The organism is Flavobacterium sp. KH_001, from assembly GCF_057840745.1.
On record NZ_CM174520.1, the window covers coordinates 84,756 to 102,445 of the forward strand.

The 17,690-nt window shown below is 36.3% G+C and carries 15 protein-coding genes and 1 tRNA gene; 11 read left to right on the forward strand and 5 right to left on the reverse strand.

All coding sequences use genetic code 11. From position 1 onward, the window contains the following. Positions 1-7 precede the first annotated feature (7 nt). From AC3ITQ_RS00385 to AC3ITQ_RS00405, 5 genes are all read right to left on the reverse strand, one after another. On the reverse strand, positions 8-2,710 hold the full coding sequence (locus tag AC3ITQ_RS00385; RefSeq protein ID WP_489236346.1) for a GH116 family glycosyl-hydrolase: 2,703 nt from the start codon (positions 2,708-2,710) through the stop codon (positions 8-10). Positions 2,711-2,755: 45 nt separating this feature from the next. Then, positions 2,756-3,922 (reverse strand): mandelate racemase/muconate lactonizing enzyme family protein, encoded by a 1,167-nt coding sequence (locus AC3ITQ_RS00390; protein WP_489236347.1) that lies wholly within the window; start codon positions 3,920-3,922, stop codon positions 2,756-2,758. 18 nt (positions 3,923-3,940) lie between these two features. Next, positions 3,941-6,259 (reverse strand): glycosyl hydrolase family 95 catalytic domain-containing protein, encoded by a 2,319-nt coding sequence (locus AC3ITQ_RS00395; RefSeq protein WP_489236348.1) that lies wholly within the window; start codon positions 6,257-6,259, stop codon positions 3,941-3,943. Position 6,260: 1 nt separating this feature from the next. Then, positions 6,261-9,176 carry a glycoside hydrolase family 2 TIM barrel-domain containing protein gene (locus AC3ITQ_RS00400; protein ID WP_489236349.1) on the reverse strand — a complete coding sequence of 972 codons (2,916 nt, stop codon included), beginning with the start codon at positions 9,174-9,176 and terminating at the stop codon, positions 6,261-6,263. Between the two features lie 61 nt (positions 9,177-9,237). Then, positions 9,238-9,930, reverse strand: coding sequence for an RraA family protein (locus tag AC3ITQ_RS00405; protein ID WP_194658452.1), 693 nt, complete (start codon positions 9,928-9,930; stop codon positions 9,238-9,240). A gap of 185 nt (positions 9,931-10,115) precedes the next feature. On the opposite strand from AC3ITQ_RS00405, the gene AC3ITQ_RS00410 reads away from it, so the two are divergent. The 11 genes from AC3ITQ_RS00410 (at position 10,116) to AC3ITQ_RS00460 (ending at position 17,658) form a co-directional block, all read left to right on the forward strand. Next, complete coding sequence (locus AC3ITQ_RS00410) at positions 10,116-10,994, forward strand: AraC family transcriptional regulator (protein ID WP_072974362.1); 879 nt, start codon at positions 10,116-10,118, stop codon at positions 10,992-10,994. 112 nt (positions 10,995-11,106) lie between these two features. After that, a tRNA-Lys gene (locus tag AC3ITQ_RS00415) sits at positions 11,107-11,179 on the forward strand. 604 nt (positions 11,180-11,783) lie between these two features. Next, positions 11,784-12,107, forward strand: coding sequence for an ArsR/SmtB family transcription factor (locus tag AC3ITQ_RS00420; protein ID WP_489236350.1), 324 nt, complete (start codon positions 11,784-11,786; stop codon positions 12,105-12,107). Between the two features lie 7 nt (positions 12,108-12,114). Beyond that, positions 12,115-12,582, forward strand: a complete 468-nt coding sequence (locus tag AC3ITQ_RS00425; protein WP_489236351.1) for an SRPBCC family protein — start codon at positions 12,115-12,117, stop codon at positions 12,580-12,582. A gap of 6 nt (positions 12,583-12,588) precedes the next feature. Beyond that, a complete protein-coding gene (locus AC3ITQ_RS00430; protein WP_489236352.1) occupies positions 12,589-12,966 on the forward strand; it encodes a DoxX family protein in 378 nt (125 codons plus the stop codon). Positions 12,967-12,982: 16 nt separating this feature from the next. Further along, the gene (locus AC3ITQ_RS00435) at positions 12,983-13,558 is read left to right on the forward strand and encodes a YdeI/OmpD-associated family protein (RefSeq protein ID WP_489236353.1); all 576 of its coding nucleotides are present in this window, start codon (positions 12,983-12,985) and stop codon (positions 13,556-13,558) included. 28 nt (positions 13,559-13,586) lie between these two features. After that, the gene (locus tag AC3ITQ_RS00440; protein WP_489236354.1) at positions 13,587-14,252 is read left to right on the forward strand and encodes a DNA alkylation repair protein; all 666 of its coding nucleotides are present in this window, start codon (positions 13,587-13,589) and stop codon (positions 14,250-14,252) included. Positions 14,253-14,270: 18 nt separating this feature from the next. Further along, positions 14,271-14,831, forward strand: a complete 561-nt coding sequence (locus AC3ITQ_RS00445; RefSeq protein ID WP_489236355.1) for a DUF4256 domain-containing protein — start codon at positions 14,271-14,273, stop codon at positions 14,829-14,831. A 260-nt stretch (positions 14,832-15,091) separates the two neighbouring features. Further along, positions 15,092-15,592 (forward strand): tetratricopeptide repeat protein, encoded by a 501-nt coding sequence (locus AC3ITQ_RS00450; protein ID WP_375033472.1) that lies wholly within the window; start codon positions 15,092-15,094, stop codon positions 15,590-15,592. Positions 15,593-15,723: 131 nt separating this feature from the next. Beyond that, positions 15,724-16,683 (forward strand): ion channel, encoded by a 960-nt coding sequence (locus AC3ITQ_RS00455; protein ID WP_489236356.1) that lies wholly within the window; start codon positions 15,724-15,726, stop codon positions 16,681-16,683. Positions 16,684-16,758: 75 nt separating this feature from the next. Next, positions 16,759-17,658 (forward strand): MerR family transcriptional regulator, encoded by a 900-nt coding sequence (locus AC3ITQ_RS00460; RefSeq protein WP_489236357.1) that lies wholly within the window; start codon positions 16,759-16,761, stop codon positions 17,656-17,658. Positions 17,659-17,690 lie beyond the last annotated feature (32 nt).

A 17,690-nucleotide genomic window follows, 5' to 3' on the forward strand; every position in this document is an offset into this window, starting at 1 on the left:
ATCATATTTAAATAGTAATTATTAATGTTTCATTTGTTTGAATGTTCAATGGCTTTGCAAGTTCTACTACGATATCATTTCCGTTTAGTTCGTATTTCAGTTTTACTTTTTGTCCGCCCACAGCTGCTATCACTTTTTCTATTGGTAATTCACTTATTTTTTGCAGGTTTATTTTTTGTAAACGAAGTGAACCATATTTTACTTCAAACCGATGAATTTGTTTCTCTTTTTGATTTTTTTGAGAATAAGCCCCCCAGCCTTTTGCTGTAACAAATGGTGCTTCAAAATTTTTTTTATTCCATTTAGGAGCAAATCGAATGAAGTTTTTTGGCCCGTGATATTCAAACCCACAGGCGGTAATAAAAGTTCCGTAGCTCGCCATCGCCCTTCCGTAGTGATCGCTGCATTCGATCTCATTAAAAGGATTTCGTTTGTAGGCATGATAGCGATCGTGAACTGCTTTGGTAAGTATTAGTGCTTCATCTGTCATTTCTTCCGCCATAAGATGACTGGCAACCTGATGTTCAAAACCCGTCATGCATTCATGGAAATACCCCATTTGCCAGGTAACGGATTCCCCATAAGGATTGGCCTCCTTTTTAGGATTGGTATTCATGACCATTCCGCTTTCACCGGGTAAAGCGTAAGGACGCCAGCCCGTGTGTTCTTTTAAATAAGGTCCCACATCCGGCATGAAATTATATTTCCACAAAGCCTTCAAGGCACTGGCAGTTTTTTCTTTATCATTAATTCGGCCTAAGCCAACTTGCCACGCCCAACTTTGTCCCAAAACCTGATCGATATGACAAGTGTTGTAAGATCCTACTCCTTCTCTTCCTTTTATGGCATCAGGCTTATGGATATAATATTCTCCGTTGAATAAAACCTCATCCATGTTTTTAGAACCTTTTTCAGCATATACTTTGCATTGCTCAGCAAACGAAGTATCATTCATTTCTAAAGCCATCACACCGCCAGCTTTTACTGCTGCAATAGATAAACCGGTAATCCAGGCAATTTCTCCATCCCATACCGCATCCAATGTATTTTCCATTGGAGTATCAGTAAGGCCATTACCATTTTTATCCTGGTTGATTAAAAATTGAGTTGCTTTCTTTATGTTTGGCCAGTTTGTTCTTAAAAAAGTATCATCGGCACTCATCTGATGTTCTCGCAAACATCCCAGAACTCTGCCTGCTTGTCCATCAATAGCAGGACGTTTATCATATTCAGCCCTAAACCAGATTCCGCCATCTTCTTGTAAAGCAATACCAAGATCAACTCGCTGACGATTATCTCTTTCAATCCCCGGAAATATCCTGCCTGTTGCCTGCGCGTAATGCCAAACATGCGTGCAATTTCCTTCGCAAGCGCCAACACCTTCCCACGCCCATGAGCGACCTGTTTTAAATCGATGCGAAGTAGTGGTAGCTAATGCTGAAATATTAGAAAAAGTTCGTTCCATAAACCACCACGGCAAAGTTGAATTATACCAGGTATTCTTCCATAATTTTGTTTGTGCCGATAAAAATGGATACAGATCCGCTACATAATCAGAGACAGCCAAAGCATCAGAAAATTTATTTAAATAATAATGTCCTGTTCTTGCATCTGGCACATCAATACGTTTTCCAACATTTGAAAAATGCCAGCTTATAGCAAATTCTTTTTTTGCCGTTTTTCCCGGTGCTAATTTTTCAGTTACAGTGATTCCGGCAATTATTTTTTCAGCTGCATTTACTGTACTTTTCTCTTCTCTTCCCTCTTTTGAATTAAATGATGCTGCAGAAAAAGGAAGACTAAACGAAGAAATACCAACGGCATTTTTGCCTATAAATGACAGACATAATGACCCTGAATCTCCTGCTTCCGTCAATTTTGTTTTATCATTTGGATTAAAGGTTGAAAAGACGGAGACATGATTAGGTTTAGTAATCACCGTATTTTCTCTTTTTCCATCGTTGCTTGCTGTGGCTGAAAATTTATTAGCTGCATTTTCCAACCAGCCTATTATTTCAAATTCAACAACTTCTTTTCCAGTATTTTTAATTTCAAAAGACTGGATGGTAACCGGAATATTGGAGTTGTCTTCGTCTAATGGAATGAAAGGCGAAAATGCTGTCAGTTTTATTTCTAAGGGAAAATGGGAATCTATATAATGAACAACAGCCACAGGATAAGTTGCTTCAAACTTAATTTCGGTCCAATCTTCCTGATGAAAACGTTTTGTTATAGTTTTTCCTTTATAATTGAGTTTTATCCCAAAACCCTGTTCCAAAGGATGAATTTCAGTTGCCGGAAATACATAAGCGGCACCGTCACGGGGACGCAATTTAATTTGTTCGCCATTACCTTTATTCCATTCTACAAGTTTTGGTTCAATGCCTTCCTGATTTTTATTGAAGATATCCCAGAGCCACAAACGACCATCACCTCCCAAGTAAACAGTACCGCAGTTGATTCCTCCAACAGGCATACCAATATATTTTAACTCATTTTTACTTTTGAGATAAGTGGTAACGGTTCCTCGTTGGTACAATGATTTTAGCCAATCCGGGTCTGTTTTTTTATTGAGTAAAATATTTCCATCACCAAATTTATCAGTTCCAAAAGAACCTGCTAAAACATCCATTTGCATGGCAAGCAAACCAGCAGTAAAAATACTCGTTTGCTTTAAAAAATCACGTCGCTTTATTGATTCAATTGACATAAACAACTGCTTTTAAAGTGGTTGAAAATTAAATTCTCAAAATAATTAAACATAAAATCCTGGTCTCGGAACTACAATTCCGGGATGTTTTTCCATTTCTTCTTCCACTAAATCCACACCAAGACCTGGTCTGTCACTTAAATGCAAATGACCATTTTGAATCATATCTTTTATTGGATGTGTAATAACCGTATCTCTCCAGGGCACATCATTGAACATAAATTCCTGACGGAAAAAGTTAGGAACAGAAGCACAGACATGAGCCGATGCCAATGTAGACAAGGGTCCGTTAGGATTATGTGGTGCTAATAAAACGTTATAAGCTTCCATCATAGTGGCCATTCTTTTCATTTCAGACGGGCCTCCACAACGCGTAATATCCGGCATCATGATATCGCAAATATTCTTTTCAAGAACCGGACGAATTCCGTGTCGGGTGTAATGCCTTTCTCCCACACAGATAGAAACACTAGAAGGAATACGCTCTCTCATTGCTCTTAAGGTATCAGCACTTTCCGGACCAGCAGGTTCTTCATACCAGGTAATATCAAGCTCGGCTAAACGCTGCGCCATTTTTACGGCCACTCTGTAATTCAGCATTGCATGCGTTTCGATCATAATATCAAAATTAGGTCCAACAGCATCGCGAACCGCTTTACTAACATTAAAAGCTAAATCTTGTTGTTCTGCAGTTAGCGTAAGGTTCGAAGACAAATCTTCGCCATACAAATAATTAGTATGTGCAAACGGATCAAATTTTAATCCTGTAAATCCTGCTTCTTTAACTTTTATAGCCTGTTTTGCATAATCCTCGGCATTGTGACCGCCACCTGTAAACCAGTAATTGGCATATAATAAAATATCTTTTCTAAAAGCGCCACCTAGCAATTCATAACAAGGCGTACCTAAAACTTTTCCTTTTAAATCAAGCAAGGCCATATCAATTCCGCTAATAGCGCATAAACTTGCTCCGTTTGGCCCTACCCAGTTTAAATCGCGGTACAACTTTGTCCAGATAAAATCAGTTTTCATAGGGTCAAGACCAATAATTCTTTCCCCAATATGCTTTGCTGCATGATAAACAATTGGGCTTCCCGGCCAGTTCGTAGCTTCTCCAACACCGGTATGTCCAGTATCTGTATATATTTTTAATAGTGTCCAGTTGTATTTAACACCTTCAACCATCCATACTTTTACATCTGTAATTTTCATCTCTTTCTATTTCTTCTATTAATATCTTGTGTCTTTATTTTTTAAAATAATCGAACCTCCTTTATCAAATTGCAGTTCTATAAATTCTTCTGAAAGTTGTTTTGCATTTGCCTGATTACTTGATTCAATCTTCCAATTTTTAAACGGTAATTTTAATTTGGTTTTTCCTCCCTGCTCCGCTACAATCCTGATTTCTGTAATAATACCCTCTTTCTTTGAAGCGCTAACTAAAAATGCTCCCTCCGCTCTTAACGTATTAAAAGAAATATCTTTCCAGGAAACCGGAACAGCAGGCATGATTTCTATAAAACCGGTATAACTTTGCAATAACATTTCCTGTAAACCAGCGGCAAAAGCAAAGTTTCCTTCGAGTGTAAAAGGTTTGTATTGAAATTTTGAATAGCCTGATTTGGTCTGATCTCCGTTTACATGAAAACTATTTTTAAGACAAAATGCTTTAGCAAAAATTTCCAGATCGTGGGCAGCGCCTTCTCCATCTTTTTCCCTTGCTTTTAGATTCGCCATCCAGGAATAAGAATAACCACACCAGTAATCTGGTCCAATTTTATCTACCAGATTGAGCGCATTTTTAATGGTCGATTGTGCTTTTTCTCCATCTTCCCATTTAATCAGACCCAACGGATGTATGGCCATCAAATGTGAAAAATGTCTGTGAGATTCTGTATAAGGCATTGTTGGCGTAACCATCATTTCGTTATTTACGGTACGCGCATAATCTGGAAATTGATCTCCTATTTTTTTCCAATGAAGCGCTTCCTCTTTTAATCCAAGCTCTGTTGCCAGTTCTGCAGCAGCTTTGAAAGTAAAAGTCATTAAAGCCAGATCGTAATTTGTATTCTGATGGAACCAGGCACTAATATCATTGTCATTCATTTCCGGACTAGAACTAATGGGTAATTTCCGAAAGCCTTTCTCGTCTATTACTGTAGTTTGTTCCAAATGTTTAGCTACGTCCTTAATCCATGGGTACGCTTTTTGTTCCAAAAATTTGCGATCCATACTATAGCGCCATTGCAAATAATAATGATGTCCTAGCCAGGCAGAAACTGTAGGAGAAAAAGAATATTGTATCCATCCTCCCATTTCAGTTCCGTCAAGCGTTGTAACACCTGGAACTGCCAAACCATCATTCCCAAAATACATTTTCGTATATCGCTTATAGTTGGCTTTGTTCTTTTCGAGATCATCGATATATCCCATACCTTCTTCTAAATGATTTCCACTGTAGGAAGGCCAATAGCTCAACTGCGTATTCAAATCATGATGATAATCTCCTTTCCATGGTGGTAGTCGTCCATTATCTGCAGTCCAGACGGCTTGCAGCGAAATTGGCGGAGCCCCTCTTCTGGCTGCTGACCCAAATTTGTATTGTTCCAAATACCATTGTTTTTCTAATAAAGGATCAGGAACCTGAATACTGGATTTGCTCCAGAATTTCTCCCACCAGGCAATATGACTTTTCAAATCTGTATTATAACCGCTTTCTAAGGTCTTTTTTACAACACTCTCCGCAACAGGATTTATTTTAGTGTTCGGATATTGAGAAGTAATGCTCCATACCCCTTCAATAGTTGAATTATTTATTTTTTTCCAGGTCACACTAATCTGGTACTTAAATCCTCCCCATCCTTCCTGCTCATACGAAATTGTATTAGCTGTCTGCTTTACATTACCTTGCTTATATCCCAAGCGTGCTAAATCATCACCTCCCACCGGATCTCCGGACACCTTAACTTCTCCCTGATATTTTGGTGCAATTAAATGCGGAATGAAATCTTCTTTTAAATTCTCAAAACGAAACCATCCAACTGGTTTAACAGCGTGAACAAATGTTTTTAAGACAATTCCATTTTGCCATTTCACTTCACACATCGCCTCTTTTGGAGATAGACGTACGGATGAAACTGCTCCCCAATTTTGAATTTCGAATTCCAATGCGCCACCTGGTATTTTACTCGGAGCAGGTTCGGTATCATATGGCTCGTCAAAATATTTTTGCACAATGCCATAATCCTTCTTTTCAACTTGTCCTTCGACCCATTTATAACTAAACTCCTTACGGTGCAAACCTTTCATTGGCCGCATATCCCACAAGTCAGCCCGATCCAATGACAAATGCAGATTATTTCCTTTTTGCCATACCAAGGCTCCGACCATTCCATTTCCAAGCGGAATCCCTTCATCCCAAGATGTGGAGAGTTTGTCAAAATTAAGTTCGTGTTTAGAAACTACTTCTTTCTTATCCGTTAATTGCTGCGCATTTAAAGTATAAGAAGTGATAGTAGCAAAAATTAAAACAAGGTGAAGTGCTTTCATTTCAATTAATGGTAATAGTTAATTTTCCTTTTAGCGTTTTATTTTTAGTTTTTATTCTGCCATTGCTATGCGGACTTCCGTAAAAAGGTTCAGATCCCGAATTGCTGTAGTCAGAAATTAACCATTGTATTTGTTCGTCCTGCAACCAGCTTCTTGAGGCTTGCGTTCCATCTGAAAGTACTTTTATAGCATTTCCTGTTTTATCCTGCAATTGTGCCGATTCAATATGTCTTTTTGTTGAACGAAAATCATTGCTTCCCAAATCATTAGCATCATCCTTCCAGTCTCCAGTTGGTGCAACTCCCGGCTCTTCAACCCCGTTTACATGTTTTGCATTTAACATTGTCGTTCCTTCAATTCTTGCAATATCATTTTCAGGATAGATTGTAAATTCGCCTTTACGCTTCCAGCTTAACTGGTCAAATTGTTTTGGCAATTGCATCAGCAGACCGTATTGATACGGGCTTTGATCCGTTTCACCATATTCCACCTCATAGGTTGTTTCTAATTTTCCGTCAGCAGTGAACAAATACGATTGTTTTCCTTTGACATCAATATAGGCTGTTTTCATGTCGACCATAATTCCTTTTTCGGTTTGTTTGATTGTAAGGTCTGTCGCAAACAAAGTGTACAATGGATAATTTTTTACTGGGTAAATATTATTCTGATACGTTTCACCGGCCACATTTGGTTTTCCACCGTCTTCATCATTCATCGGAACAAAACAAAAAACCGGTCCTTGTGTTGCTATCGTCTCATTGTTCTTTGTAATATTGGTGATGATTCCTGTTGTTTTATTAATCAAATAAGTGACCTCTCCTTGTTTTACTGTGATCGCTGATTCACTCTCAGAAAATGAAAGTGCTACTTTTCGATCTTCTAATTTAGTTAAAATCTTATTCTCATATTGTTCTTCGTCAACAATTGTCCCATTTGAATTTGTAAACGAAATATAAAATCCTGTTGTTTTTTTATCCAGAGGAACTCTAATAATGCCTTCCCCTCTTGCCGGAATAACAGAAGAAATCAATTTAGAACTACCATTTGCTTTTACTTCAATTCTAATTTCTTTAAACGAGGTAAAATCAAATCGATTCTCCACACTTAATTCTACGAAACCTTTTGCTAATGTTCCCCAATTTACATTCGTAATTCTTATTGGAGAATAGGCCTTTTTCATACCATAATATTCTGGTTTGGGTCTGCGCCACTCATCCAGAGGTCCCCATGGTCCGTAACCTACAATTCTTCCGTCAGGCATATGAAAAATATCATCAATACCACTCCATATTGCGCCGCCTAAATTTCCTTTATGTTTGTAAATCGAATCATAAAATTGTACAAGCGGTTCATTGTAAGCACTTCTAACACCCGGATCACTTAATAATTCTCTACGGTTGTAAGTCGATAAATGAGCATATTCTCCAAACAATGTTGGTCTTGACATGGTGTCTGTTGCTTTTGGTCCATTGATCCCCGGATAATGATAATTGGCTACATCGGCTTTGCTGCCTGCATTGTTAAAACCTCCCCAACACTGATCATGAAAACTTGTAGGTCTTGATGGATCCATTTCTTTGACAATCTTATTTACTTTTTCCCAAAGCGGACTCCATCTCGATTCATTTCCTAATGACCAAATAATAATAGATGGATGATTACGTCCCGCCAATACATTATCCATATTAGCTCTTACCATAAAAGGAAGAAATTTTTCATCAGTATAACTCCACAATTTCCAGATAGGAGATGCATGATGCTGAATCCATGTCAAGGATGCTTCACTTTCTATAAACAAACCTAATTCATCTGCTGCATTCAAAAACTCTTCAGAAGGAGGATAATGTGAAGTACGAATATAATTGCAATTGGCTGCTTTAAATAATTCGGCATCTTTTCTGTCTAATGTCGGTGAAATACTTCTTCCGGTTAATGGATGAACAGAATGACGGTTTACACCATGCAATTTGATTGCTTTTCCGTTAACAAAAAACTGATTTCCTTTAATAACGATTTGACGAAATCCTACTTTTTGCTCGTTCGTTTGTTTCTTAGTATTATTGACAAATAATTCCGTTTGCAGTTTATACAAATAAGGGTGTTCCGGATCCCAATGTTTCGGAGATTTTATTTCTAAAACTGTTTCAATATCAGCTGTAGTATTTGCAGTGATTTTTTTTACTGCTGAGGTCTTTTTTGCAACCACTTTTCCGGTTACATCAAAAAGAGTAAATTGAAAATACGCCTCTTCAGAAGCTGATGAAGTACTTGCCACAGCATTCGTGATGGTCAAAGAAGCGTTAGTATAAGAAGCATCAAAAACAGTATTGTTATTTGCTGAAGCGATATAAATTGGAGCAACAGCAAATAAAGTTACTTTCCTCAAAAGTCCGCCAACCGTATGGCAGGCATATTGAGAAGTACACGCCAATCGGTCACTAACGGTTAAAGCCTGAACCTCAACTTCCAGAATGTCTTCTTTATATGTTAATTGATTTGTGATATCAACTTCAAAAGGAACAAAACTTCCTTCGTGTTCTCCGACCGTTTTTCCGTTTACTTTAACCAAAGCATGAGAACTTACAGCATCAAACCTGATTTTGATTTGGTTTCCTTTCCAATTGGCGGGAATAGCAAGTTTTTTAGTATACAAAGCTGTTTGTCCTTCTTTTACGCTGTATCCCTGCATTTCCCATTCTCCTGGTACCTGAATCTTTTTTGCTTTTTGAGCTTGTTCTTTTATGTCAAAATCCCAACTCCCATTTAAAGATACTATAGGCGAAGAAACACCAGCGATAGCAGTAGGAAATGGCGTAAGAAAAGGAACTTCAAAATTTTGAATACTTTTTGTTTGCGCAGCTGCGGGACAGATAAAAGCAAACCAGCATAAAAAGGTTATTATTGTTATTTTTTTCATTTTGGTGAAATTGATGTTGTTACAAAACTTAAATACAAGTCAAAAATTCAGTTTCAGAAATTTACATGATGCCATATTTATCAAAAGCTTCTTTAGTACTCATTCCTTCCAATATTTTCTTTTGAACCATTTTTTCGCCTCTTGCTTTTTCTATTGAAAGACGGAATACTTGTTCTTCAACTGCTCTTGGAACTATACAAACACCATCTATATCACCAATAACAATATCTCCCGAATTAATTCGGACTCCTTTTATTTCTATTGGCACTCTAAAATCAATTACTTTTCCACGCGGCGCCTGGTCCTGAGCATATCTCCCATAAGAAAAGGAAGGGAATTTCAATTCTAATATTCCTCTGGTATCTCTCGAATAACCATCTACAACTGCACCGGCTGCGCCTAATATTTGTGCACGTGTTGCCATCAGTTCTCCCCATAAAGCATAAGATGGCGAAGAACCGGTACAGATGTAAACTTCATTTTTCTTCAAATCATCCAATGCTTCTAACATCAATCCAAAAGGTTTATTCAAAACTGGATTATTACTACTGGAATCTGAAACAACATCTGCTTCTAATACGGTCATCGCACGACCTATAATGAACATATCATCCTGTAAAGGCTGTATTTGCGGTGGCAGAAATTGATTTAACAAACCTAATTTATCCATAACATCTCCTACTACAGCTGTATAAAGTTCGTTACGTACAATATCAAAAAGCTCATCGTCGTTCTTCCAAAATATAGTTTCCATTACCCTCGAATTTTTATTTAATTAATTACTGATTTAAACATAAGTCAAAACTACGCCATAACCTTTTTCTCTATTTACACTAACTTAACTAATACTTAAACTATTTTAATCATTTTAAGTTTCCGTAAAACAATTATGTGTAATATTGTTTAAGTTAAGTTTTAATCATTAACTATGAATACAAGATGAAAGCGATATTAATTGAGTTACCTAAGCAAAATTCGTCTTTGGTTAGTGTCAAAAAAGTAAAAGAACATGACTTTGATGCCACTTTGCACTTTCATGATTTTTGCGAATTAAGTTTTGTTAAAAAAAGCAGTGGAAAAAGAATTATTGGAGACAGTATCACCAATTTTTCTGATGGAGATTTAGTACTAATGAGTCCGAATTTGCCTCATATGTGGTATGAAGATGTACCAAATAATCAACACAATAGAAATAAATCTGTTGAAGCTATTGTGATTTATTTTCCAATTAATTTCTACGAAAAACTGTGCACGGAGCCCGAGGATTTATCTAAGAAAAAGAGTCTTTTTGAAAAAGCAGAAAGAGGCATGCGTTTTACCGGAAAAACCAGAACAAAAATAACCAAGCACTTAGAAAAAATGACAACGACGGAAGGGCTTCAACGAATAATTGAATTTCTTAAGATCGTAAATATTATGCTCAATACTGATGAATATGAGTTGCTTGCCGGTTTAGGATATTTCCATTCCTATAATGAAAAAGACACCGAAAGAATGAATCAGGTGTATAAATACATTATGATGAATTTCACCAAACCTATTTCATTAGAAACGATTGCATCTGTCGCTCACATGACGCCGCCGGCATTTTGCAGTTTCTTTAAAAAAAGAGCTCAAAAATCATTTACCCGTTTTTTAAATGAACTACGAACAGGACATGCCTGCAAACTTTTGCAAAATGAAAAACTATCTGTTTCAGATGTCTGCTATGAAAGTGGTTATCAGAATTTTGTGAATTTCAACAAGCATTTTAAACAGATAACAGGAAAAACCCCAAGTACCTATAGAAAAGAATTTGCTACGATTCGAAATTTCTAGTAAACAGCGAGTTAAGAAAAAAGAACTATTCTCAAGCTTTTTTAATTAAATTTATTGGGAATTACCAAAAAAAACTTACTATCTTTGCACCCCCATTCAAGAATGGAATAATGACTCGATAGCTCAGTTGGTAGAGCACATCACTTTTAATGATGGGGTCCTGGGTTCGAGCCCCAGTCGGGTCACAAAAGGTTGAGTAATTTATTTTACTCAACCTTTTTTATTTTAGGTCATGTGGAAAAATGGTAGATTCAGGATCCCCTAAAACCTGTGGAAAAGAAAAAAATTACCACGGAGAACGCAAAGTTTTTTAAATATTCTAAATTTAGTAAAAACACAAAGTTCACAAAGCTTTGCGGACTTTGATTGTGTAAGCACAACTTAAATACTAGTGAACTCTGCGAAAATCTTTGTGTTCTCTGCGTTAAAAAATAATTAAGATGCATGAAATGTTCAATATTACCCAACGATATCTAGCGTTGATTTTAGAAGAATCCTGCATTTCTATTTGATTTTAAAAATATAGACTCAGCATTTTAATATTTATTTCTCCACAATATATATTAATCCTTGAAATACCCATGATTTTATTACTTCCAGGCACAAATAATCATCAGAAAAAGATCTAATTTTTCAAAGTTCTCAATTACTATACCTTTCCAGTTTTCCCTTCAAGCCAGCAAAAACAAAGACTTTTAGTCTGAAAAGCAACTAATTACAAAAAAAATATCTCAAAATATTTGCGTAGTCAAATAACTACATATATATTTGTAGCCAAATAACTTCATAATGAATTTAAGACGAGATGTATTTCAGGCCATAGCCGATCCCACAAGAAGAGCTATATTACTTTTGGTGACTTCGCATTCGATGACAGCCGGAGCGATAGCGTCCAATTTTGACACCGCAAGACCAACCGTATCAAAACATTTAAAAATTCTGACGGAGTGTGAATTACTTCAGCAAACACAAAACGGTCGTGAAGTACATTACACGATAAATGCGGAAAGAATGAGAGAAGTAGCGGAATTTATTGAACCTTTCATAAAAATGTGGGACGAAAGATTCAACAAACTTGAAGATATCATGAAAAACTATAAACCAGAAAACTAAAACCACTATGGAATTAAAAACAAAAATAAATGCCGAAGACGGCAAACAGGAACTCGTCATTACCCGAGATTTCGACTTGCCTGTTTCCCTGCTTTTCAAAGCGTATATAGAACCCGGAATTGTAGAACAATGGATGGGAACCAAAGTATTAAAACTGGAAAATAAAAAACATGGCGGCTATCAATTTGAAACCAGCGATGCAAAAGGAAATGTGGTGCTGCAGATCAATGGCGCTATTCATGAGTACATTCCAAACCAAAAAATCACTCGAACATTCGAAATGGAAAATTCCCCATTTGCAGTTCAATTGGAGTTTCTGGAATTTGAAGCACTCACAGAAAATACCAGCAAACTGACCATGCAAATTGTTTATAAATCAAATGCATTAAGAGATCAAATGATGCAGCTTCCGTTTAAACAAGGCATCAATATGGCACACAACAGACTTCAGGAAATAGTAAATAAATTAAAATAAAATATCATGTCAAAGAGAAACAAAATTATATACTGGGTTGCCACACTATGGCTGGCATTAGGAATGACTGCAACGGGAATCGTGCAGATATTACAAATTAAAGAAGAAGTAGATATGATGGCACATTTAGGCTATCCGCTTTATTTTCTGGTTATACTGGGCGTTTGGAAATTACTAGGCGTTATCGCAATACTAATTCCGAAATTCCCGTTACTAAAAGAATGGGCTTATGCCGGTTTCTTCTTCGCGATGTCGGGTGCTATTATATCACACTTTGCCAAAGGCGACGAAGCTATTGCTTATTTTGGTCCAACTTTATTGCTTGTTTTAAGTGTTCTTTCCTGGTATTTTAGACCTGCGGATAGAAAAACAGTTTCAGTTTAATCTAAAAATAATCAAAATGAATCCTAAAGTTGATTTTTATTTTAAAGACAAAAAGTGGCAGGAAGAATTGGAACAACTAAGAAAGATTGCGCTTGATTGTCAATTGACAGAAGAGCTAAAATGGGGCACTCCCTGTTATATGCACCAAAAAAAGAACATTGTTTTAATACACGACTTTAAAAAGTATTGCGCCTTTTTATTTTTCAAAGGCGCTTTACTAAAAGATACGGAAGGAATTCTGATTCAGCAATCTGAGAATGTTCAGGCGGCGAGACAAATTAGATTTACGAATCTTAAAGAAATTACCGAGCAAAAAAGCGTTTTAAAAGCTTATATCTACGAAGCCATTGAAATAGAAAAAGCAGGTTTGAAAGTCGAATTAAAAAAGACCTCAGAATTTCCCGTTTCTGAAGAATTTCAAAAGAAGTTAGACGAAAATTCTGAACTTAAAAACGCTTTCGAAGCCTTAACTCCCGGACGTCAAAGAGGTTATTTATTGCATTTTTCTCAACCAAAACAAGCCCAAACCCGCGAAGCAAGAGTAGAGAAAGCTATTCCGCAAATTCTTGACGGAAAAGGAATAAATGATTAATTTAGGCTGATTACAAAACGAAATCAAAATGGATACAAAAGATATATTAGTGCAACTTGAAGTTCTTGGCGACGAAAAAATGCGGGCGCAAAACAAAAAGCGTGGCGCAGGAGATAATCAGTTTGGTGTTAAAATGGGCGATATTAGAAATATAGCCAAAAAGATAAAAATCAATCATGAACTGGCACTGGAACTTTGGGATACCGGAAATGTTGAAGCCCGATTTTTAGCCACTTTAATTATCGATCCAAAAAAACTTTCCAATGACGAAATTGCCAGAATAGTTTCTTCAGAAAAATTCACTCATATCGCCGATTGGTTTTATTCCTATGTCATAAAAGAATACGCAGACAAAGAAACATTACGTCAAAAATGGATGCACAGCACCGATGTTATGCAGGCTAGAGCTGCGTGGAGTCTTACCAGCGGATGCGTAGCACGTAATCCTGAATTAGTCGACATACCGGCTCTTCTTGACCGAATAGAAAAAGAGATGCCAGCAGCAGCGCCTGAAGTACAATGGACCATGAATAGCACCTTGGCACAAATCGGAATTAATCATCCTGAATATCGCGAACGTGCTCTTAATATCGGAGAAAAGCTAGGGATTTATAGAGATTATCCAACTTCAAAAGGCTGCACCTCACCTTTCGCCCCAATCTGGATTAACGAAATGGTTCGCAGACAAAAATAACCACACAAATAAAACATCATGAGCAAAAACAACTTATCACCAGAACATCAGGAAGAAATCATCAGCATCCTGAAAACGCGTTTTGAAAAAAATAAAACCCGTCATGAAAGTATTGAATGGAACAAAGTTCAGGAGAAATTAGAAGCAAACCCTGCAAAACTCTGGTCACTTCTTGAAATGGAAAAAACCGATGGCGAACCAGATGTTGTAGGTTATGACAAAAATTCAAACGAATATATATTTTTCGATTGCGTAGCCGAAAGTCCAAAAGGCCGCAGAAGCCTCTGTTACGATCGTAAAGCATTGGATTCAAGAAAAGAACACAAACCTAAAAACAGCGCCATCGATATGGCTGAAGAAATGGGCATCGAAATCCTGACAGAAGAACAGTACAGAGCATTACAGGAATTAGGAAATTTTGACACCAAAACTTCAAGCTGGATTGCCACAACTCCGGAAGTTCGCAAACTGGGCGGCGCTTTATTTTCTGATTTTCGCTACGGCAGAACTTTTGTGTATCATAATGGTGCCGAATCTTATTATGCAGCAAGAGGTTTTCGTGGTTGTTTAAAAGTTTAGTTTTTTTTTAGGAGCTAATCCAGCTATCCGCTTGTATCTTTTCCTTGCTAAAGGAGCAAGAAAAAGGATACCGCTCCTATCTGGGCTAGGGCACTCATTTTCATAACAGTTTAATTCTAAAAAAAGCCATGATTACATTCGTGAATTAATATTTTAAATTCAATTACCATTTTTTCACAAAAGAATTTCTCTTACAAAATAAAACTTTCATAAATTCGTCTCAGAATTAATTAACCTACTAACTAATCCCAAATTGGTTTATGAAAAAATTACTACTGGTATCATTTATTATGATCAGCTGCTCGACCTGGGCACAATCTTCAACGGCTTATTTTGACAAAGCCATGAAAAAAGCCGAAGCCGGCAACACAAAAGGCGCCATCGCAGATTATACAAAAGCAATCAACATGGATCCTAAATTTGTCGAAGCGTATCAAAACAGAGGTGTGGCAAAATACAATCTCAATGATTTAAAAGGAGCTCTTGCCGATTTTAACAAAACACTAGAGTTAAACGACATGAATACTGATGCTTACACCGGAAGAGCTAATGTCAACTACAAATTAATGAACTTTAAAGAAACCATTGCAGATTGTTCTTCATCACTCGAGTTAAATCCAAAAGATTATGTAGCTTATAACTTAAGAGGTTTGGCCTATAATAAAATTGGAGACAAAAAGAATTGTTGCAAAGATTTCGCTAAAGCTATTGAATTAGGGAGTCAGAGCGCCAAAAAAAACAAAGCAACGTTTTGTAGATAAACAAAAAACAGCTGGCAATAATCAAAAAGCAATCAATAAAAAATACTTTTTATTGATTGCTTTTCTGTTTAAAAACCATAGCCTTTTCATATAAAAGATATCCTTACATTTGTTCTTTAAACTAACCTTGAATGGCACTTCTTAAAAAAATAAACATCCAGGCACAAACCGATAAAAATTCAGGATTCGGGACCAATGCAAACAGCTACGGCGGTAGATTTGTAAACAAAAACGGAACCCCAAATATCGAAAAAAGAGGAATGAACATCCTACGCCGCATCAGCTGGTATCACACCATGATCGACATGCCCAATTGGAAATTCATGCTTATTTTATTTAGTTTCTATATTGCCATCAATTTTGTTTTCGCCTTACTTTATTACGGAATTGGAATTGAACATCTTGATGGAATTGCACCAACACAAAGTGCATTAATACAATTTGGACAAGCCTATTTTTTTAGCGCACAAACTTTCACAACCGTAGGGTATGGACACATTAGTCCGAGTGGTTTTTTAACCAGTGCGTTATCTGCGGCAGAAGCTTTAATTGGTTTATTAAGTTTTGCTATTGCAACAGGTTTGTTCTTTGGAAGATTCAGTAAACCAACTGCTTTTCTAAAATTCTCTCATAATGCCCTAATTTCACCATATGGTGAAGGCAAAGGGTTGATGATTCGTCTGGTACCTTTTAAAAACACCAATTTTACAGATGCAAAAGCAAAAGTAACGCTCGGAATGAGCATTGAAGAAAATGGAGAACGAACAAACAAATTTTACACCTTAGATTTAGAACTTGACAGAATCAATGCATTATCTTTAAGCTGGACCTTAGTACATCCCATAACAGAAAACAGTCCGTTATATAATTTTACCGAAGAAGATTTCAAAAAAATCCATGGCGAAATTTTAGTTTTCATAACTACGTTCGATGATATGTTTAGTAACACCGTGGCAGCCAGAACTTCTTATACTTTTAGCGAAGTTATTTATGGCGCAAAATTCGTCACCATGTACAACAGAAGTAAAGACGGCTCAAAAACAATCTTGTATTTGGACAAATTAAATCAGTATGATACTACAAACTTCTAATAATCTATCATTTTAATCAGGTTTTAAATGTAATCTCAGATTTTATTCTATTTTTGTTCATCCAAAATAGTAATAATGATAAACAACATAAAGACCGTTTTTAGCATAAAAGACCTTGAAAATTTATCAGGAATAAAAGCGCATACCATTCGTATTTGGGAGAAAAGATATAACATTCTTGAACCCATGAGAACTGATACCAATATCAGACTTTATAATGTACATAATTTACAAAAACTATTAAACATAACGCTATTACACGAGTACGGATATAAAATATCTAAAATAGCGACGTACCCGGAGGAAAAAATTCCACAGCTGGTGCGTGAAATCATTTCAAAGAAGAATTCTCAAAATTACGCTATCACATCTTTTAAGATGGCGATGATGAATTTTGACCAGGAATTATTCTTCACCACCTTTGACTGGCTTATTTCAGAAAAAACATTTAGCGAAGTTTTCAAAGACCATTTTCTTCCTTTATTAAAAGAACTGGGATTGTTATGGCAATCTGAAACCATTAGTCCGGCAAATGAACATTTCATAAGTCATCTGATTAAACAAAAGATTTTAATTTATACGGAAAGTCTTCAAATCTTAAAACCAACCAAAAAAGATCGTGTTTTTGTTCTTTCGTTACCCTTAAATGAAATTCACCAACTCGGGCTATTGTACATACAATATGAAATTCTCTTAAAAGGATACAAATGCATTTATTTAGGAGAAAGTATGCCTATTGAAAACCTTCAGGATCTTACCCGATATTTTGAGAACATTACGTTTGTCTCTTTCATGACGGTTCAACCCGATAGAAGCGTGATTAATCAATATGTAAAAACAATGGGGCAAAAATTACTGGAGAAAAACAACGAAATCTGGCTTATGGGGAGCATGATAGAACACATTGATCAGACTGTTTTACCTGAAAGAATAAAACTTTTCTACTCGATGGACGAGACTCTCGAAAGAATATAATTGTTTTGTTTAAAGTTTTTGTATATTTGTTA

Bases quoted from the DNA above. Each gene is read 5' to 3' on its own strand.
- AC3ITQ_RS00445 (WP_489236355.1), top strand. From the start codon at position 14,271: ATGAGCAAAAACAACTTATCACCAGAACATCAGGAAGAAATCATCAGC.
- AC3ITQ_RS00420 (WP_489236350.1), top strand. From the start codon at position 11,784: ATGAATTTAAGACGAGATGTATTTCAGGCCATAGCCGATCCCACAAGA.
- AC3ITQ_RS00455 (WP_489236356.1), top strand. From the start codon at position 15,724: ATGGCACTTCTTAAAAAAATAAACATCCAGGCACAAACCGATAAAAAT.
- AC3ITQ_RS00390 (WP_489236347.1), bottom strand. From the start codon at position 3,922: ATGAAAATTACAGATGTAAAAGTATGGATGGTTGAAGGTGTTAAATAC.
- AC3ITQ_RS00400 (WP_489236349.1), bottom strand. From the start codon at position 9,176: ATGAAAAAAATAACAATAATAACCTTTTTATGCTGGTTTGCTTTTATC.
- AC3ITQ_RS00410 (WP_072974362.1), top strand. From the start codon at position 10,116: ATGAAAGCGATATTAATTGAGTTACCTAAGCAAAATTCGTCTTTGGTT.
- AC3ITQ_RS00385 (WP_489236346.1), bottom strand. From the start codon at position 2,710: ATGTCAATTGAATCAATAAAGCGACGTGATTTTTTAAAGCAAACGAGT.
- AC3ITQ_RS00430 (WP_489236352.1), top strand. From the start codon at position 12,589: ATGTCAAAGAGAAACAAAATTATATACTGGGTTGCCACACTATGGCTG.
- AC3ITQ_RS00435 (WP_489236353.1), top strand. From the start codon at position 12,983: ATGAATCCTAAAGTTGATTTTTATTTTAAAGACAAAAAGTGGCAGGAA.
- AC3ITQ_RS00460 (WP_489236357.1), top strand. From the start codon at position 16,759: ATGATAAACAACATAAAGACCGTTTTTAGCATAAAAGACCTTGAAAAT.
- AC3ITQ_RS00405 (WP_194658452.1), bottom strand. From the start codon at position 9,930: ATGGAAACTATATTTTGGAAGAACGACGATGAGCTTTTTGATATTGTA.
- AC3ITQ_RS00395 (WP_489236348.1), bottom strand. From the start codon at position 6,259: ATGAAAGCACTTCACCTTGTTTTAATTTTTGCTACTATCACTTCTTAT.
- AC3ITQ_RS00440 (WP_489236354.1), top strand. From the start codon at position 13,587: ATGGATACAAAAGATATATTAGTGCAACTTGAAGTTCTTGGCGACGAA.
- AC3ITQ_RS00450 (WP_375033472.1), top strand. From the start codon at position 15,092: ATGAAAAAATTACTACTGGTATCATTTATTATGATCAGCTGCTCGACC.
- AC3ITQ_RS00425 (WP_489236351.1), top strand. From the start codon at position 12,115: ATGGAATTAAAAACAAAAATAAATGCCGAAGACGGCAAACAGGAACTC.